19 protein-coding genes and 3 tRNA genes are annotated in these 24111 nt (G+C 50.9%); 7 read left to right on the top strand and 15 right to left on the bottom strand.

Annotation, left to right across the window (positions count from 1 at the left end; genetic code table 11):
- Positions 1-112 precede the first annotated feature (112 nt).
- The 14 genes from epsG to BLP45_RS13120 form a co-directional block, all read right to left on the bottom strand.
- Positions 113-1042: a chain length determinant protein tyrosine kinase EpsG gene (gene epsG / locus BLP45_RS13185; protein WP_090372953.1), complete on the bottom strand. Its 930-nt coding sequence runs from the start codon at positions 1040-1042 to the stop codon at positions 113-115.
- A 3-nt stretch (positions 1043-1045) separates the two neighbouring features.
- Positions 1046-2485 carry a chain length determinant protein EpsF gene (gene epsF / locus BLP45_RS13180; protein WP_090372952.1) on the bottom strand — a complete coding sequence of 480 codons (1440 nt, stop codon included), beginning with the start codon at positions 2483-2485 and terminating at the stop codon, positions 1046-1048.
- Positions 2486-2500: 15 nt separating this feature from the next.
- On the bottom strand, positions 2501-3298 hold the full coding sequence (gene epsE, locus BLP45_RS13175) for a polysaccharide export protein EpsE (protein WP_090372951.1): 798 nt from the start codon (positions 3296-3298) through the stop codon (positions 2501-2503).
- Positions 3299-3342: 44 nt separating this feature from the next.
- Positions 3343-4311, bottom strand: a complete 969-nt coding sequence (locus BLP45_RS13170) for an EpsD family peptidyl-prolyl cis-trans isomerase (protein WP_176754754.1) — start codon at positions 4309-4311, stop codon at positions 3343-3345.
- 578 nt (positions 4312-4889) lie between these two features.
- Complete coding sequence (gene epsL / locus BLP45_RS13165; protein WP_090372949.1) at positions 4890-6164, bottom strand: XrtB/PEP-CTERM-associated polysaccharide biosynthesis outer membrane protein EpsL; 1275 nt, start codon at positions 6162-6164, stop codon at positions 4890-4892.
- A 131-nt stretch (positions 6165-6295) separates the two neighbouring features.
- Complete coding sequence (locus BLP45_RS13160) at positions 6296-7639, bottom strand: undecaprenyl-phosphate glucose phosphotransferase (RefSeq protein WP_371128757.1); 1344 nt, start codon at positions 7637-7639, stop codon at positions 6296-6298.
- A 67-nt stretch (positions 7640-7706) separates the two neighbouring features.
- Complete coding sequence (gene epsA / locus BLP45_RS13155; RefSeq protein ID WP_256327832.1) at positions 7707-8546, bottom strand: XrtB/PEP-CTERM-associated transcriptional regulator EpsA; 840 nt, start codon at positions 8544-8546, stop codon at positions 7707-7709.
- Between the two features lie 1148 nt (positions 8547-9694).
- On the bottom strand, positions 9695-11443 hold the full coding sequence (locus BLP45_RS13150) for an ABC transporter ATP-binding protein (RefSeq protein ID WP_090372947.1): 1749 nt from the start codon (positions 11441-11443) through the stop codon (positions 9695-9697).
- A 79-nt stretch (positions 11444-11522) separates the two neighbouring features.
- Positions 11523-12719 (bottom strand): serine palmitoyltransferase, encoded by a 1197-nt coding sequence (locus BLP45_RS13145; protein ID WP_090372946.1) that lies wholly within the window; start codon positions 12717-12719, stop codon positions 11523-11525.
- The gene (locus BLP45_RS13140) at positions 12719-12970 is read right to left on the bottom strand and encodes an acyl carrier protein (RefSeq protein WP_090372945.1); all 252 of its coding nucleotides are present in this window, start codon (positions 12968-12970) and stop codon (positions 12719-12721) included. The genes BLP45_RS13145 and BLP45_RS13140 overlap by 1 nt, the downstream gene beginning before the upstream one ends.
- Before the next feature lie 33 nt (positions 12971-13003).
- Complete coding sequence (locus tag BLP45_RS13135) at positions 13004-13903, bottom strand: NAD-dependent epimerase/dehydratase family protein (RefSeq protein ID WP_256327831.1); 900 nt, start codon at positions 13901-13903, stop codon at positions 13004-13006.
- A 22-nt stretch (positions 13904-13925) separates the two neighbouring features.
- Entirely contained in the window at positions 13926-15791 is a 1866-nt protein-coding gene (locus BLP45_RS13130) for a fatty acyl-AMP ligase (protein ID WP_256327830.1), read from the bottom strand.
- A gap of 639 nt (positions 15792-16430) precedes the next feature.
- Positions 16431-16775, bottom strand: a complete 345-nt coding sequence (locus tag BLP45_RS13125) for a SpoIIAA family protein (protein ID WP_090372943.1) — start codon at positions 16773-16775, stop codon at positions 16431-16433.
- A gap of 57 nt (positions 16776-16832) precedes the next feature.
- Positions 16833-17936: an aromatic ring-hydroxylating oxygenase subunit alpha gene (locus BLP45_RS13120; protein WP_090372942.1), complete on the bottom strand. Its 1104-nt coding sequence runs from the start codon at positions 17934-17936 to the stop codon at positions 16833-16835.
- Positions 17937-18178: 242 nt separating this feature from the next.
- Between BLP45_RS13120 and BLP45_RS13115 the strand changes: the two genes are divergently transcribed.
- The 7 genes from BLP45_RS13115 (at position 18179) to BLP45_RS13085 (ending at position 22680) form a co-directional block, all read left to right on the top strand.
- Positions 18179-18433 carry an exodeoxyribonuclease VII small subunit gene (locus BLP45_RS13115; RefSeq protein ID WP_090372941.1) on the top strand — a complete coding sequence of 85 codons (255 nt, stop codon included), beginning with the start codon at positions 18179-18181 and terminating at the stop codon, positions 18431-18433.
- Entirely contained in the window at positions 18423-19316 is an 894-nt protein-coding gene (locus tag BLP45_RS13110) for a polyprenyl synthetase family protein (protein WP_090372940.1), read from the top strand. The genes BLP45_RS13115 and BLP45_RS13110 overlap by 11 nt, the downstream gene beginning before the upstream one ends.
- 47 nt (positions 19317-19363) lie before the next feature.
- A complete protein-coding gene (dxs, locus tag BLP45_RS13105; protein ID WP_090372939.1) occupies positions 19364-21208 on the top strand; it encodes a 1-deoxy-D-xylulose-5-phosphate synthase in 1845 nt (614 codons plus the stop codon).
- 198 nt (positions 21209-21406) lie between these two features.
- Entirely contained in the window at positions 21407-22207 is an 801-nt protein-coding gene (gene folE2, locus BLP45_RS13100; protein ID WP_090372938.1) for a GTP cyclohydrolase FolE2, read from the top strand.
- 147 nt (positions 22208-22354) lie between these two features.
- Positions 22355-22431 (top strand) — tRNA-Pro (locus tag BLP45_RS13095).
- A gap of 39 nt (positions 22432-22470) precedes the next feature.
- Positions 22471-22547, top strand: a tRNA-Arg gene (locus BLP45_RS13090).
- Between the two features lie 58 nt (positions 22548-22605).
- Positions 22606-22680: transfer RNA gene (locus BLP45_RS13085), tRNA-His, on the top strand.
- 295 nt (positions 22681-22975) lie between these two features.
- On the opposite strand, the gene BLP45_RS13080 is transcribed toward BLP45_RS13085, so the two are convergent.
- Entirely contained in the window at positions 22976-23572 is a 597-nt protein-coding gene (locus tag BLP45_RS13080; RefSeq protein WP_090372937.1) for a hypothetical protein, read from the bottom strand.
- Positions 23573-24111 lie beyond the last annotated feature (539 nt).

Below are 24111 nucleotides of genomic sequence, written 5' to 3'. Positions count from 1 at the left end.
GCATGGGTAATAAACTCCTTTCCCGTCAATTCTCCAACCGTTGCTGGAGCCGAGGTGCTAGTCGGATTCACTATCATGCTGCCCGAGACTCACCCCCTTCATTTCACCGCTCTCAAAAATCGTTTAGCACTGAGCCCACTGTCCTAGCCCCGGTTTCCTGCAGACCGCGGGTTAACTCGATTATCTCCGCCGTTGAGCTGCGATTCTTGCGAGCCACTATGAGGGCAGCGGAAGCGCGTGCCGCGATCATTTGCGCCTCGGCATATTCACTTGCGGCCGGGGTGTCGATAACAATAATATCGAACTCCTGCACTAACGATTGCAATAACTCGGCAAAGTCGGCACGGCCGAGCAGTTCCTGCGGGTTAGGCGGCACTGCGCCAGCAGGGAGTACAGAGAGCCCAAGCAGTGAAGGCACGCGCGCAACTGCCTCGATCCCAGCGCGGCCGGCAAGCACGCTGGACAGGCCTGCTCTATTGCCGAGTTTGAACAGCTCATGCTGGCGCGGCGTACGCAGATTGGCGTCAATGAGCAACGTGCGCTTACCCAGCTGCGAAAAAACGATAGCAAGGTTGGCAGCGATGAAGCTACGTCCTTCTTCTTCACTAGGACTTACGATTGCGAGCACGTTTCGCGCCTCAGCATCGAACCAGCGCAACATAAGTTGGCTGCGCAAAGCACGTAGTTTCTCAACCGTTGGACTGAACGGCTTGTAGGCAGCTATTAGCTCATAGCTCAGGCTGCTATCGCCTTCAGGAAGATAGAGGTTGTTAAACTGCCGAGAGAGGGCGAAGCGAATATCGTCTTCGGTGAGCAAGCCCAACGCGATGGCTGTATCTCCAAAACGCTTGCCCTGCTCTATTTGCAGCCGCAGTATACGTTCGGCATTTTCCGCAGAGAGGCGCCCGGTATCGACTAGAATGGCCCCAATTGAGCTGCCGCTACCGATAAAAACCTGGGCTTTGCCAAAAATGGATGGCTCACCCGGATTCATGGTCTGATTCCGTTTGATGGATGGAAAGCTTCCGCTCATAGGTTTCATGGTCTAATCCGGTTGATATTCGGGGGGCTTCACTCCGAGGGCACGCCGGGATGCTTTATGACGTGAGAATCTGCCGGGTAGCCCACGCATAACGGACGGCGATGCGGCAGATGAAATGGTCGCCAGTACCGGCAGATCGATTGCTTCGAGAAGGTCTTGCGCTGAGCGCACACGGCGATTGCCGAGTTCAAGTATCAATGCAACGGCAACTCCCAGTAGCGTCCCGACAAAGACTGAGATCACCAGGTTAAACAGGATTCTGGGTCTCGAGTGCTCCGTTGGTACCGAGGCTGAGTTGAGCATTGCGATGTTTGTCTGAACCGAATGGCTCTCAAGCCGGGTCTGAGCGGAACGCTGGCTAACCGCCTCAAAGTCGCGCTGAGCAGCTTCGGCATCCCGCTGGAGTACGCTGATTTGATCGCGCTGCCTGTTTAACTCAAGCACGCGTTTTTTTTGGATTTCCATCGCCTCTAGCAGTTCCTGCTCCCTCTGCTTGCCAACCTCATAGGATGTACCAATGCTGTCATGGATCTGTCTGGTTTCGCTGGCCAACTTGCTTCTCAGGGCCGCGAGTTCGGTTTGGGCACGCTGCGTTTGCGGATGATTCTTGCCGAGATTGATATTGCTTTCCTGGAGCTTGGCATCGAGGCGAGCGATGTCCGACTTAAGACTGTTGATTAATGGGCTTTGCATTACCTCAGCCAGCGTTTCGGAGTTGCCAGCGGATTTGCGCTTGCTGCTACTGTCGGAAGTATGCCCCTGAACGATGGTTAGCTGCGTTGACAGCTCATTGAGCTTGGCAATCTCATAATCCAGGCGCTCATCAGTAGCGACAATGCCTGTTCTTTGCTGATAGGCAGAGAGTGCCTGCTGGGCTTTTTCCAGTTTATCGCGCACAATTCCGGCCTGATCTTCAAACCAGGTAGTGTACTGGCGGGCCGGCTCAACTTTGAGTCCGAGGTTGACATCGATATAGGCCTGTGCAAACGCATTGGCCACGCCTGCGGCAAAGCCAGGGTCGGTGCCGCTGAATTGAATATTGATGACATTACTCTCACGAGAGGGCCTAACGTCAAGCTTCTTCTTCAGTAGATCAGCCAACCAGACCGTCAATTCCCCTTCACCCCCGGTGGCTTCCATCCATTGCTCCCGGATCACTGGGCTTTCATCCATGCGCAACAACTTGACGACGCGCTGAGCCACGCGGTCGCTGTTGATAATATCTGCTTGCGTGGCCATATAACCGGGCCCTACCATGCCGGGCAGCACCATTCCGGCGACGGGGTCCGGTGATCTGACGTCAACTATCACCGCGGTTTTGGCGGTGTATTCCTTGGGTAACAACAGGCTGACCACAAGTGTGACAATGACGGTAGACAACAATGTAAAGATAACCGCCTTATGGCGCACTCTAAGGATGAGCAGGAATTGTTGGAGGGTCATAACAGGCTGGCGCTCTCAAAAAATACTTTCGCGTACATAAATTATGTCGTTAGGTTGTATGGTATCGGTCATTTCCGGTGCGATTTTCTCTACGCCGCCCTCAGCTTTTTTCCGATGGAGGCGCAACCGCCATTCGCTACCACGTGTGGTGGGACCGCCACCCTGTGCCAGTGCTTGCATAACGGTCATCTCGCGTTCGATACGGTAGGCCCCAGGACGCTGTGCTTCGCCATAGATATAGAATACCGGCGCACGATGCACGTAGATTGTATCTCCACCAGCAAGAAAAATATCTTCGTCCGACTTTTCGCTAAGATAAAGGGCGGGGATATCGATCACTTTACGGAAAGGCTTGCCGTTACGTAAGCCTGTAACGATAGCAAAATCATCACCAGTCGGGGTCGCGCCTCCCGCCGCTGCAAGCATATCGCTGACGCGGCTGAGGGTTTCCAGCGGAAAGCGCCCAGGCCGATTGACTTGGCCGAGCACACTCACTTGACTACCACGCATTTGCATAAGGACAATGTTAACCTGCGGTTGCCGAACGAAGCCACCCTTCTTGAGAGCGTCGGCAATCTTCTTTTCGGCAGCACCAATAGCGAGTCCGCCGACTTCAATGGCACCGATCAGCGGGTATGTGATGGAACCTTTCTCGGACACACGGGTTTCAGTCGTAAGATCCGGGTTCTGGAAAACCTGGATACGCACTACGTCCCCCGGACCAAGCGAATAGTCGAGATTGTCCTCCGCAAAAACATTCATCGCTAGCAGGGCAAAGAAAAAAGTTATTGTACGAGTCAGAGCTTGAATCATGGATGTAGGGTTTCCTTATGCATTTCGATCAATTGAACAAACTTCTACTTCAACCCCGCGACGCCCTTCTCAACAGCAATGTCACCACTGGATTTTGCGGGCCGGGCGTCCGCGATGTTTGGAGCCGTGGCGCCAGGAGCTGCTTGAGATGCCGTGCTGCTGTCCGTATCGGCGAATTCGCCCATATAGGTAATTTTGGCTTTAGCTTTAAGCGCCTTGAACTCTTGCTTGGCAGCCTCTGATACGCGTTGGTTGCCGAGAAACTGTTGAATGCGCGGTAGCGCGGCGTCTTCCACTACCGGCACCGACTGCGCGGCGGCAAGTCGTATCAGTGTGATGGACTGAGGGCTTTCCAGCATCAGGCTTTGCCCGACTTTGAGCGGGTGTATTTTAGGCAGCAGCTCAAGCGGGATCTGTTCGGCTGGGCGAGTCGCGCTACCGCCAGCAAATTTTATGTCTTTATCCTTTAGCCAATTGGCAATATCCTCCATCGACTTGCCGGCTTCGAGCATCTCACGTAGCTCCTTTGCCACCCCGGTAGCTGCGGGAAGTACGATTTCGTGGATGTTGTATATGCGGCGCTCAGCGAAGAGCTGCGGATGCTCAGCGTAGTATTTCTTTGCTTCTTCGATAGTCGGTTTGGCCATCGCTGCGGTGATCTGCTCGATATATGCACGGGCCAGAATTTCCCGGCGAGCGTTCTCGATGGCCATAAGGACTTCAGGCGAGCGGTCGAGCTTCTTCTCAACGGCCTGTTCGACAGCAAGCTCCTGATCAACGAGTTTGTCAAGAATTTCGCGACGCATCTTAGGTACCATTTCGGGTGTCTTCGCACCCACACCCGTACGGGTCAATACATAATTAATCTGGTGGACTGAAATCTCTCCCGCATTCACCTTAGCGGCAATTTGGCTAGCCGGCTTTTCTGCTTCTTTGTTTCCGCAAGCGGTAAGCCCAAGCGCAAACAACAGAGATAATATTGAAAATACTAACCTTGGATGAGTGGGTCGCATGTATGCCCTTGATAAAATAGAAATCGTAAGTTTAAATAACATGCTGATATCATCATATTAATCACGTGATATTGCCTTCCATGTGACTATTCGGTCGAATCAGCGATTGACGCAATTTAGGCGTATCGCGTTACGCTTTCGTGACCACTGTTTACAGCACTTTTGATGGGCCAAATTAGCATTCGGCACCCCCAAAAAAATAAGTTTAAAAATTATATACACAAGATACCAACGATCGTCAATGCGGTATCTCACATAGCACTTGGTGATTTTATAAGCCCACTCTCACAATCTAATAAACTACTCCAGGTACCTTAAACAAAATTAGATTGAGACGATAATGCAAGACTGCTAATCCTGAAACGGTGCCTTTTATCGTCGTCACGACACATTATGCAACGCTCATAAACTAGTTGTGAAACCTATAGTTACTTAATAAATCGGTTACGACATACGTCGAAGGCTCGTCATGAGTAATAAGTAATCACAATATACGAATTAAATTATCAAGCAATGATTACAAAGTACTATTCCGCATGGCGCAAGCAAAAATTGGACCTTTTATAATTCTCACTTTATCAAAAGTTGAGTCTCGCCGTGATGCTGACGGCCGTGTTATCAAATTCGAAGGTCCTGAGATTGGAGGAACGGTGATCTCTCTGCAGCATGGCGCTGAGGAAGAGCACGTCCACTGGTTGCCAGTCGAATGCAACCATGCCAGAGTGCTGCGTATCGGTTCGGTTATCGCCAGGGAGGGAAACGACGGCACCGAGAAAATCTCGGTTTATATAATCGTAGCGAAGACGCAATGCAGTTTTAGCGCTAATTTGCCAGACCGGTGTTAGAGAAAAGCGATTTGTGGCGACATAACTGCTGGAGAAGGTCTGAAATTGAGGAAGCTGGAAATTAACGGCAGTCTGGAAGTTGCCAAGTTCCCGCGCCCAAGTGGCAGTAACGCGGGTTTTGTCTGTGACAGACCAGTTAAAGTCGAAATGACCGATGACGCCGGAGAAATCCCGTTGAGGAAAATGATCGTGCTTACGCGCTAGATGAGCGACTCGTGCCTCAATCGAAGTCTTGCCCGTAAGCGGCCAAATCAACTGAAGCCCATGTTCCATGTCATGAAATCGGGTATCGAAGAGACTGCTGGCAATAGGCTGCTCCCTTTTAAAGAAGTTGCCGTCCCCGCTTCTCACTTTGTAGGTGAGTGAACTGCCGGAAGGAAGGGCATAACGTACACCTCCCTCGACGGAAAGAACTTTGTTGTCAAAATCCTGTATCGTAAGTCGACTATTCTTTACTGTAGTGTGTGAAACGCCACCAACAATGTGCCAAGAGCGGGTGATCTCGAGTACGGCATCAAAACGGTAATTGTCGTCAGTGCGAAGATTGCGGTTGGCAGAGTTTACAAATCCCGTGAGATTCGCGAAGTTGTTGAGCGCCTCTCTGTGGCCGCTGCTTAATGTACCGTGAAAATAGGGAGTAAGAAACCAATGCCAAGCTGCTGTGTAGTTCTTTCCGATAAAATTCAGGAAATCAAAATTGTTATACCGATTGTCGACGATGCTGCCGTTAAAGTCGAAACGCTGCATTGAATAGACTTTGTTCAGGGTGAGCGCCGCCGTTGACGTTATGACCTGATCGGATTTGGTAGATTGGCCCAGAAAAGGAACTGGATCTATGATAGGTGATAAACGGAAGACGTTGCTGTCATACATCAGAGTACTGCCAACACTTAAATTGAGCGTATCTCCGGGGCGAGCTGCGGCATATTGAGCAGTCAGCGCTAACGGCAGGAGGGCGGCAATCGCGAGCCAGCGGGAATAATAACGGGAAAGATTCAGCAGCAGCATTTTTCTCAATCGGTGTCTTATCTTTCCGGTGCACAAGATACTGCAAGAGTATCACCTTGGCTGCATCGAAGGTAGCGGAAGCGATATATACAGACAATAGCACGTAAGAGCTATATGGTAGAGTTTAAACCTCAATATGCGGCCCGATCCTTGAAGATCACCAGGATCGTCTTGAAGATGATATGCAGATCGAGCCGCAGCGACCAGTTGCGTAGGTAGTCAAGATCATGATCGATGCGTGCCTGCATTTTGTCAAGGGTACTGGTTTCGCCGCGGTAACCATTGACCTGGGCCCATCCGGTAATACCGGGCTTGACCTTGTGGCGGATCATGTAACCCTTGATCAGATTCCGGTAGATTTCGTTGTGCGCCACGGCGTGGGGCCGGGGCCCTACGATGCTCATGCGTCCCTGCAGGACATTAACGAACTGCGGTAATTCATCGAGTGAATTCTTGCGGAGGAAGGCGCCGATACGGGTGACGCGGCTGTCACCCTTATGCGCCTGACGGATGGTCTCACCGTCTTCGCAGACACGCATCGAGCGGAATTTATAGACTACGATTTCTTCCCCATCGAGCCCATAGCGGCGCTGCTTGAAGATAACGGGACCCGGGGAATCCAGCTTGATGGCAGCCGCGACGACCAGCAGAACCGGCGAGATCAACATCAGGATGAGCAGGGACAGAATGATATCGCTTGCCCGCTTGATGATTCCGTTGGAGCCGGTGAAAGGCGATTCGCAGACGGAGATGACGGGCGTGCCGCAAACCGTTCCACTGCGTCCCTGGATCAGGTCGGTGACGAACATGTCGGGCACGAAGTAGATCGAAGCAGTGGTATCCTTCAGTTCGTCGAGCACATGGAGAATGCGTGGCTGCGAAGCCATCGGCAGCGAAAGATAGATGAACTGGATGCGATGCTCCTTGACGAAGTTGGGGAGTTCGCGCAGCCTGCCGAGCAATTGGCTATTTGCAGCCTGCTTGAGCCTGCTTTGGTCCCGGTCATCGAAAAAGCCGGACAGCTCAATCTTTGAATAGCGCGTCTCGTGAATCCGGCTGGCGAGCGTCACTCCCTGCTCATTCATGCCGACGATGATGGCGCGGTGCGGCGGTCCCTGCAGCATCAGCAAATACGGGGCAGTGACGCGCAGCGCCAGATTGGCACCAAGCTGGCTCAAGGGCGCCACCCATAACCAGGTGACTAGCGCCTGGCTGGAGAACTCAGCGATATAACCGGTGGCAAATCCGAGGAAGAACAACAGCAAAGCCACCCAGAACCAGCTATAGAGAATATCGAAGATCAGCCTCTTGATTGAAAATTGCAGACGCGAGGTACCTGGAAAAGTAATCGAAAACACAATGACGGCAAGAATCAAGTAGGGGGGCAGCAATTCTCCTTCAATACCGGCACTTACAAACCACAGCGAAAGCGTCAGTGCCACAGGGTCGAGAATGGCTTCGACCGCGCTTAGCATATTGTTGCCAAGCGGCCCCTGGGTACGGTGCGTGGAAACCGTGGAAGCGGAAAATGTCGGGTTTGCTTCAGCCATGGCTCGGACTACGCTCGATCTTGGATACAGCTTGCATACGGTTATACACGTCAAGCTTCTTGAAGATATGCTGTAAGTGATTCTTCACGGTGAAGGAGCTGATGCATAGAATGCTGCCGATCTCGGCATTGGTTTTGCCCATTCTTACCCAATCCATGATCTCGCATTCACGCTCACTCAATCCAAAGTCTCCACTCTCCGGAACATCCGAGAGGAGTGGGGGATGAGGGGGCAAGGGGGCGACCCGGCGTAACGCGGTGTCAAGATAAGGCAGCAGGATTTCCATCGCGCTGAGCGTGGAACTGTCGAGTTTATCTTTCGAGCTAAAAATAACGTAAAGGCAATCATGCCGCCCACGTTTGTCGCTGATGCCATGCAGCAGTGAAGATCGCATGTCTTGCAGGGCCTTGCCAAACGAACATTGCAAGCCGCTGCCTTCAAGCAGAATACCGGATTTGCCAACGCCGGAGGCGCAAGGCATCCTGCCCAGTTCGACCCAGTGCGTATAGAGTCCCCGCAGTAGCGGAGAAAGACCTGCTGGGTCTAAATGTGCCGTCCTGACGCCAGGGAGGGCGGAAACAATATCGTGCCGGATGAAATTCGCTTCGAAATCTCCCCAGGCAGCAAGCATGATCTCATGTGGTAAATAATGCTGCACTTCTCCCTGCAACCATCTCAACAGGTCGGAATGCTGACGTACCGCTATCCCTTCCTGGATAATGCGGGAGTAACGTTGGAGATGATCAGCAGATAGCGAGGAGAAAAAGCCCATATCGTAATTTATATGATTGGCTAACGGATTAGGCAGCTTGACACTCTGAGGCAAAGCCATTGTTTCTCCTTTATGCTAGTCATTGCTACTGCAACCAATGATTGCGATCCAGCGTAGATCACTTCATTAAACATAGATAAGATTTAAAACATTGCCAATGATTTAATATCCAGCTGCGGTGCACGGAACAACATCGCGTTGTTGCCAAGGAAATTCCTCTTTTGTAATACCGCCACGTTAAAGCGCAAGGGTTACAACAGAGTTACAGCAGATACGATTAAGTCCCAAGCCAGATACCAGCAAAATTTCCCGTAATTTCCAGATCGCTACTCGCCTTGAACAGGCGGTTTGAATATCAAGGTGGATAATGAATTACAGCAAGCTAGTATTTGACTTTTCCTTCGGGCATGTCTGTACGATAGCTCACATACTCGCAAACAAGGAAAACCGTGCTTCTTGAACGCCAATCCCGTTGCGGAACCTCTACCGCAGCTCCAGCCCATTGCTATGTGGCTCTCTGGCAGAAACCTGCTTTGGACTGGAAGACATTCGAATACCGAGGCTCCGGTAGCGGGTTTTGAGGGGGACCGGCGCTGGGCCGTTATAGGCAAGATCATCAAATAGCATAAATAAGAACCGAATTCGATCTTCTTGGGGTGACACCTGACGCACGAATTCTCGGTTGCCTCATATATGAAACGCCATATTGCAATAGGTCTTGGAGAAGAATTTGTTTATATTGAAGCACAATTCGTGCCAGGTCATTATACGTTTATAATCAACATATTAGGAGAAGGATGGGTGTTCCGTTGTCGCCGTGCCACGCCTATTTCTTAATTATCGTAAATAACTAGTTGTTTATTAACTATTTTTTTTGTCTCCTAGAGGAGACAACTGAGGATCTCCGGTTGGTACCGATGCAGGATCAGAGTTAATTGTCTGGACCTCCTCGCTCAATGGCCACTTAACCCATCTACACTTTGCCATCAATACAGTCCCAAAAGCAGGACTATTCCGATCCAGATGCCAGGGTGATTGCTACTTGTCAGCGGTGAGCGGGAACGGAGTGAGCGACACGGGTCTTATGGATGCTGACAACCAGCAGTTGTACCTATTTCCAAAAAGCGGAGAAAATATGAGGGGCCAAGCGCTTTTGCTGCCGACTTCTCTGGGCGCGCCAACTACTGTCGGCGTCCAGAACTTAGGAGTTAAGTGTTATCGGCAGCAATATTCAGAATTACCAGCGATTCCGAATTGATGCTGTTATGGGGAGACCGTTGCAGTCGCTCCGCCGTGCCCTTTGAGAGAGCAAATACATTGCTGGCTGAATTGATTACTGCGGGCTGATGAGATACAGCGATGATAGTAAAATCTTGCGCTAGCCTCTGCAACGTCTCACAAATCAACTGTTCACTATCGGGATCCAGGGCGCTGGTTGGTTCGTCCAGAAGCAGGAAAAGCGGTTGGTGGGCGAGAGCCCTGGCGATTGCTATACGCTGACGTTGTCCACCCGAGAGGAGCCCGCCGCGTTCGCCAACGATTGTCTGCAAGCCTTCCGGAAGAGCGTTTACGAAGTCCCAGGCTCCAGCTTGGCGCAAAGCCCGCTCCGCGTCCGCATAAACCAAGTCTGGCGCCCCGACGAGAATATTGTTGAGAACCGTGTCATGGAGCAAAATAGTTTCCTGAGACACGTAACCTATCATATATCGCCAGAGGCGGAGATTAATTTCGCGCAGAGCTACGCCGTCGACGAGAATTTCACCTGACTTAGGTTCAGCCAGTCCGCAGAGTAGATCAAGCAAAGTACTTTTGCCAACACCCGACATTCCCGTAATGGCCGTAAACGATTTCACGGATATTTCGATGTTCAGGTCACGAAAAATCGGTTTCATGCCGTAATCGAAACTTATGTGCTTAAGACTGATCCCTTGCAGTAACGTAGGATGCAGCGTACCTGCCGTTCTCTCAGCCGCGGCCTGCGCTTCTTCAGTCGCTGCTCGCATTGACCAATAAGCACTTTCCTGCGCTGTAAGTTGCTGATAACGCCGTTGTGTTTTATTGAGTAAGCCCAGGATACGGGTCAGCAGGAAGGCCAACACCATTACCTCGGGTAATGAAAGCTCCCATATCACAAGCGCCAGGTATAGACCGCTTGCTGTCAAGGCGGCAAGTATAGGTTCCTGCAGGGCCAATAACGCTTCCCTGCTCATGACTTCGCGCCGCGTGGCCTTCTCCAATTGCTGAGTCTGATCACGGAGAATAGCATCGGCCACATTATCCCGCGCCATGGCCTTTAGTGATTTTACCGAACTCAGGACATCGGAAAGATAAGTCAATAAATGACGCAGCAGGCGTGTCTGCTTTGCGCCGGCCCGCCGTGTGGCGCGTACCAGCCGGTGCAGCGCGAACAGCAGAAGCATGCCGATAAGAAGAGAAGTAAGAGCCGCCTGCCATGAAATGAATAAGGCGACAATAGTATAAACCATCACCTGTACTGACAGCGCGAGGACATTGGCACTATGCTCGAAGCCGTTCGCTGCCCGATATGCTTCCGTGGCCACTGAATTGGCAAGCGAGCCTATCGGTTGACGGAGATAATATTGCCAGCGGCTGGCGAGTAGTGCCTTGATGAGTTCCAGGCGCAGCGTGGTCGCCACATGCGCTACAGTATAGCCAACCTGCCGGTTGGCGAGCAGCAATATCAGGCTTTTGATTACCATACCGCCAACGATAATCAATAACATGACCCCGATTGTCGGTTCAACCCCTATCCCTTGCAGAGCCTGTACGATAAATCTTCCAATATCCGAGTCCCTTGTATCGCCTATGGCAGTTGAAAGCAAGGGGAGGAGAGCAGTCAGACTGAGCCCCTCGGCAACACCCGCTGCCAACAGCGCCACGAGCACGAATGCGCTGCGCCGGGGGAAAACCATACTATAGGTAAAAAGAGTACGCATGCCGTTTCACATGAATTTACTAGTTATTTTATGCGTTGAGTTCACAGATTGATATAGTTTGGAAAAAGCAAAGTGCTTTTCAGGATGCTATCGGAAAGATGACTTCACGCAACTCGGCAAAAGCTTGGCCGACATGGCCCATTTGATCGCTGGTATGAACTGCGCTTACGCTGCACCGCACCAGCGATTTACCGTCAGGCGCTGCGGGCGGTAATATTAAGTTGACATAAATGCCGTGTTCGAGCAGGCCGTTCCATAGTGTCAGCGCCTGCTGCGGGGTATCAAGTATGGTTGCGATGACAGGACTGGGCTCAGGACCAAGCTGGTAGCCGAGCTCATGGAGCCGTGAATAAAGTTGGTGTACGTTTTTCCAAAGCTGTTGACGTAGCTTGGTACCGTCACGGAGTAATTTGAGTGCCGCCCGCGTGGATGCAATGGTGGCTGGTGTGGGTGATGCCGTGAAGATATACGGGCGGCTGACATAGCGCAGCTGATCAAGTTGCGAGTGGTTGCTTACGCAGTAGCCGCCAATACCACCAAGACTTTTACTGAAAGTACCGGTAATGAAGTCAACTCCATCCATGAGCCCTGTTTCTTCGACCAGACCTTGGCCCGTCTCGCCCAAGACCCCAAGTGAATGTGCCTCGTCCAGAAGAAGAATGCTGTGATACGCATTTTTCAACTTGACAATATCAGCCAGCGGCGCTCGATCGCCCAACATGCTGTAAATACCCTCAATAATGATGAGGGTAGAGCGTGAGCGTTCTCCAAGGCGGCGGAGACGCTTCTCCAGGTCTGTCATATCATTGTGCCGAAACCTGATTATCTCGGCGCCGCTCAAGCGGCATCCATCGTAGATGCTTGCGTGAGAGTCGCCATCGATCAGGACAACGTCGCCGCTACCCGCCAAGCCGGAAATCGTAGCGAGATTCGCCTGATAACCAGTTGTAAAGACGATGCACGATTGACAGTGGTAAAAATCCGCAAACTCCCGCTCAAGGGCACGATGTCCATGGTAACTGCCATTTGCCATGCGTGATCCCGTGGTGCCGGTCCCCTCACTATCAATCGCCTTATGCGCTGCCTGCAGACATTCCGGCGCGAAGGTGAGTCCGAGATAATTGTTCGTACCCAGAAACAGTATGCGCCGATTGCCAATTTTTGCCTCTGTCGAAGAATAGACTTCTTCTATCGGTATGCCGAAAACATCGACGCCCTCGGGCAGGAGCGCCTTTCTCGCCGCAGCAACAGCATCCAGTTTGTCTAACAAACTCATTATTTCGCAGATTTTATTTGGTGGATTAAATTTGCAAGCTCGTGGACAGTCTGAACATCGGCGAGGGCATTAAGCGGTACGGAAATATCAAACTCATCCTCAACTTCCATGATCAAATTCAATAATTTGACAGAGTCAATTGCAAGCTGATTAATGAGATCCGTCTGCGGCGTAATTTCTACATCAGGACCGGTAAATTGCTTAAGGTGATGGCAAAGTCTCTGCAGGGTATCGGTGTAATCGCTCGCCATAGCTCAATTCTAAATTGATTCGATTGTTAGAAATTATATTGCCAGAGGTAGGGCGTCACGCAAGCGGACGCAAGGTCGCCAATCAGGAAGCGCCTGAGTTAAAGGAGAGATATCACATACCCAGTCTGGATGCTGTAATTCCCTGACTTTCCCAGGAGTCAACATTGGTGAATAATGTAGCAACCGGGCAGACCACAAATTAATGCTGGCAATCAGCGCAACGAGTGGCGTCGGTAAGAAAATGCAAGATACTGGCCGCTTCCAGACATCTTGTGCAATGGCGGCTACGGATTGGCTATCGTACCCACCGGGCATTCCGTCATCAAGCTCATATACGCCATGCACAGGAACCTTGGTGGAAAGCCAACTGAGAATGGCGGCAACCAAATCACTGACGTGTAATAAACCAAAACGCATCGCAGGCTGCCCCACCATCGGCAATATGCCACGCCGGGTGATCCTGAAGAGCGGACTCATTTCTTTGTCACCCGGGCCATAAACGGCAGTCGGGCGGAAAACCGCACACGGCATGATAGGCGAATGATCGATCACTAACTGTTCAGCCATACGCTTGCTGGTTGCATACCAGGAAAGCTCTGGTTGTCTGGCAGCCAGGGAAGATATGAGGAGAAAACGGGGCGGCGAACTCTGCTGTATCGAAGCACGCACAAGGTTCGCTGTGCCTTCTACGTTGGCATGAACGAAGTCCTCAAGCGAGCTGCCTCGAACCCGACCGGCGCAATGCACAACAGCAGAAACATCTTCTACGAGACTATGCAATGCACTTAGGTTGTCTAAATCGCCTTCGATCCATTGCGTAAATTCATCGTCAGACCGGGGAGACCGGGTCAAAGCTCTGACCTTCCACCCCTCCTTGATCAGGGACTTTAAAAGGATACTGCCAATAAAGCCGGTGGCACCGGTTACCGCCACCAATGGCCCCGACATAAGCTGATTAGTTGTCCCCGGACTCGGCTGATAGCTGGTCTGTCAGCGTTGTCCGCTGTATGAAACCTTGGCGTGCGGCAAAACGCGATAGCTTGCCGGACGACGTACGAGGCAAAGTATGTGGCGGAACCAGTTCAACCAAACAATTAACACCAAATGCCATATAGACCAGGCGTTGCAATCGACCGGTAAGAGATTGCCGATCTGTTATCGAGGTTAAGCGGCATTCTATGACCAACACGATCGTCGTCACATCACCCGCATCGGTTATCCCAAAAGCAGATGCTTCCCGCGTCCTCACCTCGGGCTGCTGTTCGGCTAGCTCTTCGATATCCTGAGCCCGGATATTGCGTCCGTTGACGATAATGACATCTGTACGGCGGCCAGTGACATACAGATCCCCTTCAAACAGGAAACCAAGATCACCAGTATCCAGCCAGTTACCGGGTTGAAGTGTCTTTTGGGTATCTTCCGGGTTATTAAAGTAGCCCGTCATAATACTACTGCCATGCACGAGTACGCTCCCCACCCTTAAATCCGGCAATTCCATTCCGTTTTCATCGACAATCTTGACCGTATGTTCGGGCAAAGGACGGCCGCAGTTTACAAATTCACTGTATTTCCTACCTTCCGCTTGTAATCGTACCGCCACCTTTCTGTCAACCAGCGTGCTCGCATCAACCCGCAAGCTCTGAAATCCTTGGCCAATTTGAGAGAAGGTAACAGCGAGCGTTGATTCAGCCAATCCGTAACAAGGCAGAAAAGCCTTGGCGTCAAAGCCTGCTGGCGCAAATTTTTCGGCAAAATTTCTTAATGTTTCCGGCCTTATCATTTCCGCACCGACACCGGCAGCACGCCAACTACTCAGATCAAGATCTTCCAGATCCGAATCACGAACCCGCAGGGTGCAGAGTTTGAGCCCGAACGGCTGACTAAATGCCACGGTGGCGCGATTGCGGCTAATTAGCCGCAACCATTGCAAGGGCCTGATGGCAAAATCACGCGTCGCCAGGTAATCGACGGAAACCTGCGCCACCATCGGCGCCATTACCATTCCCACTAGTCCCATATCATGATAAAACGGGAGCCAGGATGCGCAACGGTCACCAGGGCGTATGCCCAGCCCGTTACGAACAATTCCGCGCAGATTGCTCATTAGCGCACGCTCGGTAATGATTACTCCACGCGGAGTACGAGTGCTGCCCGAGGTAAATTGGAGGTAAGCGGTTTCGTCAGGGTGATTTGCCTGCAACGGTATGTTTAAGGGAGAGAGTTTTCCCAACTCCTCGGGAGTGCCCACCCATCGTAATCCTTGCGATCCCTCAGCAGCCTCTCTGAGGAAGCCAATATAATCCACGTTGGCCAAAGCGGCGCTTGCCTGACCACCCTCAAGCATTCCTCGAAGCTGCTGGACATATATTGCGTGACTGCCAAGGTTGACCGGAACTGGCATCGCAAACGGAATTAATCCCGCATAGCGGCATGCAAAAAACAGCTCGACAAATTCCGGGGTCGTATCAGCAATAACAGCCACACGATCACCGTAGGCCAATCCAAGACCTGATAACCGCTCGGCAGAAATGCGAGCATTTTGCCTTAACGCTTGATAGGAAAGGACTGAGCGCAGATTACCTTTGGCATCATAGAAGTTATATCCAGCGTTTCCAACCGCCGCATACTCCAAGGCAGCAGTCAAAGTTTCAAAATCAGCTAACCTCTGAGCTTGAGTGTTGTACGTTGGTGTTGGGGTTGGGATTATTGTTATCGGCGACAGGCTTGATGATCGAGGATCAAACGCTTGCGTTAGCGGAGCGTTCAACTTCGCTATTGTTGAACTCAAGGTCTTCCCCTCCAAATTAATGGTACTAGTCATCTTTTTATAATGTAAAGGATTCTGGTCGGACACACTGTTTAGGTTATTAATCTGCTCACCCTTGGCTTGAAATTTTTAAATTCAATGCTGAGAATAATCGCTGTAATAAAAAGTGCTCGCTAACAAAATAAATACGTAAATTTAAACAATTGCCGAGCTTATATTATAGTGGATTTCTCTGTCAAGACAATATTATGCTCATATTCCGCGCCTCTTTTAGCTAAGTAACAGCGCCAATTTTCAGCCTCGGTTTTCCGCTTGAAAAATGCCATTGAGATAAATTCTGAACCTTAACGTAGGGCCTGTGGAAAAGCAGGTTCCATTCTGGACGAGTTAAGAACCAATATAAAGAGATTTTGGAGAATAGGAGAGAGATGTGTAGCTTTTTTACAACAAATCTGCTGGCCGGCAACTAAGTAATGCCTGAAATCACGCCGATCAGAATTGGTCGGAGAGGACTATTCCGAGATTGAGAATGTGGAAGACGCCAAGCCGGATTATAAATGATTACTCCTTACGAAGGCGTAATATTCATATGTTAGAGATGATTTGAGATGGAGATCGAGTTTTCCCACATCTATCCGTTGCCACCTTCTTCTGTTTTTTATCTGAAATTCCAGAATCCCCAGTTCCTGAATATCACGCCGTAACCCACGCCTCTGCGTCCGTATAATCGCTGAACACCCTGATATCGGCATCAATGAAAAGATTGGCAACCCAAGCCCCCCAGGCCCGCCATTGATTTTCCGTTACTATGGCAATCCGGTTGAATTCGCTGCCGTGCTCACGGATGAATTTTATATCCTCCCATGCAACATCGACGGTGTAGCTCAGCATGTCTCGCCAGTCAAACAGTACATTTACTCGGTTACCGGAGCGATATTTGTAGAGTACATGCTCTTCGAATTCCTTGTAATCTGCCAAGGTGAATTCGCCGAAGACAGCAACATTGATTAGATTGTCGGTTTCCTGAACGGTAATCATGGGCTGATCCAATAAATTAAAAACTTGTCATAAGTAGTGTAATTCAATACGCCACATTCAAATGTGCGATTCGATTTCCCGCCGGAGAAATTTATGAAAGTGCGCCATACCGTCCTCCATTGGCGACTGATACGGACCAGCTTCATTAATGCCTTGCTCATAGAGTGCACGGCGTCCAGCAGTCATAAGCCGACAAATTTCATCATCTTCGACTGCAGTTTCATGGTAGGCAGCCTGTTCCGCGTCAATAAACTCTCGTTCAAATAACACAATATCTTCGGGATAATAGAACTCCACCACGTTTGTGCAGCGCTCCGTTCCCGTTGGCAACAGCGTACTGATAACGAGTACATGGGGATACCACTCCAACATGATGTTAGGATAGTAAAGCATCCAGATCGCGCCATGAGTCGGTGTCTCGCCCTCTGTCTGATGCAGCCACTGTTCGCGCCATTTGGCGTAAACCGGCGTGCTGGGACAGACAAGGTCCCGATTGGGTCCCACAATTTGCGCGTTGTACCAATCGCCGAACTCCCACTTCAACTCGTTAGTATCAACGAAACTACTTAAGCCAGGATGGTAGGTATTGACGTGATAGTCTTCCAGATATACCTCGATAAAGGTCTTCCAGTTGCAGGCGTATTCTTCTATCTGCACGCGTTCCAGCACATGCCCGGAAAAATCGAAATCTTTAAGGACGCCAAGGTGCGCTAGGTCGCGCGCCACATTCCGCTTGCCCGCAAACAGCAAGCCATTCCAATTCTGCAAGGGGGTGCTGCCGAGATTAAGGCAAGGATTTTCGGAAAAGTGCGGAGCCCCTAGTAGTCTCCCATTCATACCATAGGTCCAGCGATGTATGGGACAAACGATGTTTCTGGTATTGCCGCGGCCTTTGAGCAGAAGAGACTGCCGATGGCGGCAGACGTTGGACAGCAGCGCAATGCCGTCCTCATTACGTACTAGCACTTTGGCATTATTCATCCACTCCAGCACATAATAGTCACCTACATTCGGCACCATGATTTCGTGACCGACATAACCTGCCCCCTTGTCAAATAAAAGGCGTTTTTCCAAATCGAGGATAGAGGGATCGAGATACCAGTCGATCGGCAGTTGCGTGGGCAGTTGCGTCAGCTCGGAAACATCAATAAGTTTGGACATATCCGGTACTTTACATTCCCAAGGAGTTAAAAAAGGTGGCTATCATACTAAAAACCAAACGTCTACTGAATTAATGCAACCAATCAAGCGGGGGAGAGGGTGATATTCTTTCTAGAACGCCTATAATCCCAACTAAAAGGCTCCTTGAAGAAAGTTTCGTGTATTTAATTGACCTGACCACGCTTATTGCGTTATTTTTGCAGTTTCCCGGCAACGCATCTATTCTGTGACACTTGCTTATCATGACAAAGCTCGCTAAACCCGTCAAATTTTCACAGCCAGAAAGTTTTGAAGCGGCATTGGCGGAACTGGAAAGCATTGTAGTCGAAATGGAAGCGGGACAAATGCCGCTCGAAGTTTCGCTCTCAGCCCACAAACGCGGTACGGAGTTGCTACAATATTGTCAGTCCAAGCTACAGGAAGCGCAACAACAGGTGCGTCTCCTTGAGGCTGATACACTGAAAAATTTCTCCCCGTCCGGTATCGATGATCGCTGATTTCCAGGATTGGGCGAAGAGCCGTCAGGTACGCATAGAAACTTCCCTGCAGACTCTGCTTCCCGCCACAAATATTGCCCCCGTGCGTCTGCACGACGCCATGCGCTATACCGTTCTAGGCGGAGGAAAGCGAGTGCGCCCGCTGCTTGCTTTTGCTGCCGGAGAGCTGAGTCAAGCGGACGAAGAGCGCGTAACTATCGCTGCCGCGGCGGTAGAATTGATACATGCTTATTCACTGGTGCATGATGATCTGCCTTGCATGGATGACGACGTGCTGCGTCGAGGCAAGCCTACTTGTCATGTAGAATACGATGAAGCAATCGCCCTGCTGGCGGGTGACAGTTTGCAAAGCCTGGCCTTTCAACTGCTCGCCGAATATCGCCTGGCGGATACACCGCAAATGCAACTGGAAATGGTCAAGCGGCTGGCGCAAGCAGCGGGATCGCGCGGGATGGCGGGCGGACAGGCGGTTGATCTTGCCAGCGTCGGCAAGACCTTGAGCCTGCCGGAACTGGAATTTATGCATATCCACAAGACCGGGGCGCTTATCCGTGCGGCGGTCATGCTCGGCGCCTGTTGCGGTAGCGGTTTGAATGAGGGCCAATTGACGAGTCTTGATCATTTTGCCAAATGCATAGGCCTTGCATTCCAGGTGGTGGACGACGTACTCGATGCGGAAGCCACCACTGCGACTTTGGGCAAGACCGCCGGCAAAGATGCCGAAAATAACAAACCGACGTATGTAAGTATTCTTGGGAGCACCCGGGCACATGAGTTGGCCGAGGAGTTGCGATCCGATGCGTATCAGTCGTTGGAGGTTTTTGGTGCAACGGCGGAACGATTGCGGCAAGTGACCGACTTCATCATCGACCGCAAGTTTTGAAACTGATATTTTGTACAGCAAAGAATATTACAATTTTTAGGGTTTAAATGTATCCACTGCTCGATACCATTAACGCTCCTTCCAAGTTGCGAAAGCTGGAACGTAAGACGCTGCCACAGCTCGCCGATGAGTTGCGCCAATTCCTGGTTGAATCGGTAGCCAAGACGGGCGGGCATTTGTCCTCGAATCTTGGCACGATCGAGTTGACCATCGCGTTGCATTATGTTTTCGATACGCCTCATGACCGCTTGGTATGGGACGTCGGCCACCAGACATATGCTCACAAGATCCTCACCGGCCGCCGTGAAGGCATGAGCAAATTGCGCATGCAAGGCGGTGTTGCGGGATTTCCGCGGCGCGACGAAAGTGAATACGACGCCTTTGGTACGGCCCACTCCAGTACCTCCATCAGCGCTGCTCTAGGCATGGCGGTCGCAGCGCAACGGGAGGGGAAGGAACGGCGCGTGGTAGCCGTGATCGGTGATGGCGCAATGAGCGCGGGCATGGCATTCGAAGCTTTGAACAATGCCGGCGCCATGAACACTGATTTGCTCGTCATCCTGAATGATAACGACATGTCGATATCGCGTCCCGTAGGAGCGCTCAACAACTACCTTGCGAGACTCATGTCGGGTCAATTCTATGCGACGGCACGGCGCGCCGGGGAGAAAATGCTCGGCGTCGTGCCGCCGATGCTGGAACTGGCTAAACGTGCCGAAGAGCATGTAAAGGGAATGGTCACGCCCAGCACACTGTTTGAGGAATTCGGTTTCAATTACATAGGCCCCATTGATGGTCATGATCTTGACATACTGATAACCACGCTCAACAACATTAAACATCTGGACGGCCCTCAGTTTCTGCATATCGTAACGCGCAAAGGTGCGGGCTATAAGGCCGCCGAGGACGATCCGATTCTCTACCACGGGGTAAGCAAGTTTAATCCGGATGCCGGCTTCGCTCCTAAAGCCGCGAGCAAGCCGAACTACAATCAAATTTTCGGGGACTGGTTATGCGATATGGCGGCATTGGATCCGCGCCTGATCGGCATTACGCCGGCGATGCGCGAGGGCTCGGGACTGGTGAGATTTTCGGAGGAATATCCCGACCGTTATTTTGATGTCGGTATCGCCGAGCAACACGCGGTCACTTTTGCCGCGGGCCTGGCCTGTGATGGCATGAAGCCGGTGGTAGCCATTTATTCGACCTTTCTGCAGCGGGCTTACGACCAGTTGATTCACGATGTCGCTATCCAGAATTTGCCCGTAGTATTCGCCATTGATCGTGCCGGATTAGTAGGAGCGGATGGTCCCACCCATGCTGGCAGTTTTGATTTAACCTATTTGCGCTGTATTCCGAATATCACGGTGATGACACCTTCAGACGAGAATGAGTGCCGTCAAATGCTCTATACCGCGTTTCAGATGAATACACCGGCAGCAGTACGATATCCACGCGGCGCGGGAACCGGCGTTGTACCGCAGAAGCAAATGGAAGTGATCCCGGTAGGACGTGGCGAGATTCGCCGTAGTGGAGAAAAAATTGCGCTGCTGGCTTTCGGTAGCATGCTCAAACCCTGCCTAGAAGCTGCAGAAGAATTAAATGCCACCGTTGTCAATATGCGTTTTGTCAAACCGTTGGACAACGACCTGATTCTGTCCTTGGCGTCGAGTTACGAATTACTGGTGACAGTGGAAGAAAACACTGTCATGGGTGGAGCGGGTAGCGCGGTAGTAGAGCTGCTGGAAAGCAGGGGCATCGTCGTTTCGGTCCTGCAACTGGGATTGCCGGATATCTTTATAGATCAGGGTGACCCTTCACAAATGCTGGCTGATTGTGGATTGGATAAGGCGGGAATCATCAGGTCGGTCCGGGCGAGACACTCCGGGTAGTTAGCTCCACGTCATTTCCCGGCTACGATTTTCATATGCCCGGCGCTCCCGCTTTCCAGAGAAATAGATGCCCTCTTAAAATCGGCGATTAACATCTCGTTGGAGCTCGTTTTCAATTCAGCGCCAAAATGACTTTTTTCCTACTTGAATTTCGCCTTTCCTGGGTGAATTCGCAACAGGGCTGCCGGATTTAGAATCATGAACGATATCAAATTTTCCCTTGCGGATGTGCAAAACACCCGCGATACAAGGCGTATCGCAATCAATAGAGCGGGTATCAGGGCCATCCGCCATCCGGTGAAGATAACGGACAACGATAGCGGCATACAGCATACGGTTGCCATGTTCAACATGTATGTCAATTTACCCCATCATTTCAAGGGGGTACACATGTCACGATTTGTGGAGATACTTAACAGCCATGAAAGCGAAATTTCCGTGGAATCGTTCGAAGGTATTCTACGGGCTATGGTAAAGAAGCTCGAAACGGAATCCGGTGGCATAGAAATGACTTTTCCTTATTTCATCAACAAAACGGCGCCGGTCTCCCGCGTAAAAAGCCTGCTGGATTATGAGGTGACTTTCATTGGTGAAATCAAGAATGGAAGCTACTCGTTCACCATGAAGATAATTGTGCCGGTGACCAGTCTCTGTCCGTGCTCCAAGCAAATTTCTGCTTACGGCGCACATAATCAGCGTTCCCACATGTCAATCTCAATTCGCACTAATAGCTGTGTCTGGATAGAGGAACTGATAAGAATGGCGGAGGACCAGGCATCCTGTGAGCTCTATGGATTGTTGAAACGTTCGGACGAAAAATACGTTACCGAAAAGGCCTACGATAATCCCAAATTCGTCGAGGACGTGGTACGCGATATAGCTGAGATGTTGAACCGGGATACGCGTATAGAGAGTTATATTGTGGAATCAGAAAATTTTGAATCTATCCACAATCATTCAGCCTACGCGCTGATAGAACAGACCAGGATAAAGAATTGAAAATATAGAATTCGGGGCTACCTGCGACCCAGTCCTTGAATGCAACAAATGCGTATCATCAGCTTCTCTACCTGACGAATGATAAGTCATGCTGGAGAGGTCGTAAATTGACCTTTTACTGGCGGAAAGGTATAGTGTTGACCTTTCCGGGGTGTAGCGTAGCCTGGTAGCGCGCCTGGTTTGGGACCAGGATGTCGGGAGTTCAAATCTCTCCACCCCGACCAATTTGTATAATTAATTTGGGGCAAAATCCGATTTGAGTGGTGCCCGTAGCTCAACCGGATAGAGCACCAGCCTTCTAAGCTGGGGGTTACAGGTTCGATTCCTGTCGGGCACGCCATAAGCTACCATTAGCGAATGGCACCTGAACTTCAAGCGATGCGGTATTTTTTCAGATGGTGGCTGTAGCTCAGTGGTAGAGTCCCGGATTGTGATTCCGGTTGTCGTGGGTTCGATCCCCATCAGCCACCCCATCCCATAATATCCATGATGGAGAGACAACCGTAATTGTTGGCTCTGAAATCGACGCCGAAGCTACCTTGAGGGACTAAACGGTAAACAACCGGCTGGCAGGATCACAGTTCGGTTCTCTCTCTCGGATTCCGGCGGATCCATCAAGTCCGGAAAACAAGCAATTGTCATGAAGGCCTATTCCGGATGCGTCTGGAACAAATGCAAATCGATATCGGGCTCTACCTCAAGCCAGAGGTTCCCCGTTCAGAATGGCACTTTTCCCCGTCAGCACCATCCAAGCTTCAACCCATATCTTCAGGATGCTTTTGCACTGGGACGGCGGCGCAGCCAAAAGAAGACCGCAATACCGGCAACACCCAGCAACAGCGCGATCTCTGTCATACCAAAGCCGGAACCATGCCCACCGTGGCCCCCTCCTCCTCCCACGTGTATTGGAATGCGCACGGCTGTGGTCATCTTGCCGGCTTTCTCCGTCTCCAACAGTAAGGCGTATTGACCGAGTTCGTCTAAATTCACCGTAAATGAAATACTCCCAGATGGATATTCTTTGGCTGGCACGGACATAATTTCATGCCCTCCTTCCCCATGCCCTTCCATCACCAGGCGTATGGCGATGGGAACCTCGCGAGATTCCGGATCCGTCAAATCCACCGTAAAGTACAGTTCGCCGGTCTCCGGAACATGGTCACAATATGCATGAGTGGGCGGAAGGTCGCCCTTTGGCTTTTCATAGGCACTGAAGGCGACAGGAAAAGCCCCGGTCTTAATGGCGCAGTCTCCTGAATGGTGGCCTTCATGAGCGAGCATTAGCTGTGCATGGACCGGCACCGCTACCAGCGCAACCAACATAGCGCATGCCAACCCAGCAGCCCACTCAAACATTCTATTCATAATATCTCCGATCTCTAATCCGCAAATTAAACGTAGGCCCAGCATTTCGACGCTAACAGTACAATCGCAAATTGTATAACAAACTAACCGGGAATAGGAAGCAGAGTGACCCAAGCAAATCCGTAAACAGATGAGCTTCACAAAAACCCTGACACTTCTAGCTATGCGGGGGCGCGATTCTATACCCCTTTCGACCCAGTGGATTTAAGCTTAAATCCGAAATTGATAGCGTGAAATTGTGTAGGCATTGCATGATTATCAGCGAAACCGGGGCGGTCCATCTCGCCTCTTGCCCGCAAATTCTTCAATACCGCTCCTTCACTTTTTGCGGAGACCAATCATCTTCTGCAAATCCCGTACGCATATTCGTTTCACTTTTCTGAAACCCGGGAAGTCTGTTAGAAAAATCCCATCCGGGAGGAACCTGATTCTAGATTTGACTCGGCATGGACAGGTATAAATTTAAGCTGTATAGTTGCCCAGCCTTCGCTCTTTAGGGCATCTCTAAACACTCAAGATTAGCCGCACGACTTCGTTGC

The organism is Nitrosospira sp. Nl5, from assembly GCF_900102495.1.
Taxonomy (GTDB): Bacteria; Pseudomonadota; Gammaproteobacteria; order Burkholderiales; family Nitrosomonadaceae; genus Nitrosospira.
This window is presented reverse-complemented; position numbering and strand designations above follow the sequence as displayed.